Origin of the sequence: Curvibacter gracilis ATCC BAA-807, from assembly GCF_000518645.1 — a bacterium.
Lineage (GTDB): Bacteria > Pseudomonadota > Gammaproteobacteria > Burkholderiales > Burkholderiaceae_C > Curvibacter > Curvibacter gracilis.
In genome coordinates this window covers 1-1,251 of the sequence record NZ_JADZ01000079.1, presented here as the reverse complement: position 1 = coordinate 1,251, position 1,251 = coordinate 1, and the positions used below count along the sequence as shown (strand labels likewise).

The 1,251-nt window shown below is 59.7% G+C and carries 1 protein-coding gene; it reads left to right on the top strand.

What is annotated here, in order from left to right:
- Positions 1–86: 86 nt before the first annotated feature.
- On the top strand, positions 87–1,251 hold a 1,165-nt coding region (locus L880_RS0125595; protein WP_027478019.1), incomplete at its 3' end, for a DDE-type integrase/transposase/recombinase.

Genomic DNA, 1,251 nt, shown 5'->3' with positions numbered 1-1,251 from the left:
GGCACGCATCTTTGGCATCAGTCGCCAGTCCCTGTACAGCTATCTGGCCGAGGCCCAGAGCAATGGCGACCCGGCCGCATAAGCCCATCCCCGCCGATTCGCTGCTGCAATTGCGTCGGCGGCTGGATCAGCTGCCGGGTAAAAGTCCTGAGCGTGCAACCCAGATTGCAGACTTTGCCAGCCTGTACGGTGTTTCGCCCACCACGGTTTACCGTGCCATGGGCGATTTCAACAAACCCCACGCTGTGCACCGCGCCGACCATGGCAAGCCGCGTGTTTTGCCACAATCGGAAATGGAGCGCTACTGCGATCTGGTTGCAGCCCTCAAACTTCGCACCACCAACAAGAACGGTCGGCACCTCTCCACCCGTCGCGCTATCGAGCTGCTGGAAAGCTATGGCGTGGAAACCAAGACCGGTTTGGTGCAAGCGCCCAAGGGCTTGCTCCGGCCTCCAACCGTCAACCGCTACCTGTCGCTGTGGAATCTGGACCAGGCCCACATCACGCGCGAACCGCCAGCGGTACGGTTCCAGGCCGAACACAGCAATGACTGTTGGCAGTTCGACATGTCGCCCTCTGACCTCAAGCATATTGAAAAACCATCCTGGATCGACCCCGCCAAGGGCGTGCCAACCTTGATGCTGTTCAGCGTTGTCGATGACCGCAGCGGCGTCAACTACCAGGAATACCGCTGTGTCTATGGTGAAGATGCCGAATCCGCGCTGCGCTTCTTGTTCAACGCCATGGCGCCCAAGGCAGATCCGGCGTGCCCATTCCAAGGTCGCCCCAACATGATCTACCTGGATAACGGACCGGTGGCCAAGAGCCAGGTCTTTCAAAACGTCATGCAGGCCTTGGAGATCGATTGGAAGACCCATATCCCGGCGGGCAAGGATGGCACGCGCACCACGGCGCGCTCAAAGGGCAAGGTCGAACGTCCGTTTCGAACCGTCAAAGAAGCCCATGAGACGCTGTACCACTTCCACAAGCCTGAAACCGAATTGCAGGCCAATGAGTGGCTACTGCGTTACCTTGACCGTTACAACGCGCAGCGCCACCGCCATGAAGCCCAATCCCGCCTGGATGACTGGATAGCCAAGTTGCCAGCCGACGGCTTGCGTGAAATGTGTACCTGGGAGCAGTTTTGTCGCTTTGCCCGCACACCCGAGCGGCGCAAGGTGGGCGTTGATGCCCGTATCGGCATCGATGGCACCCAGTACGAAGTCGAACCCGATATGGCGGGCGACTGGG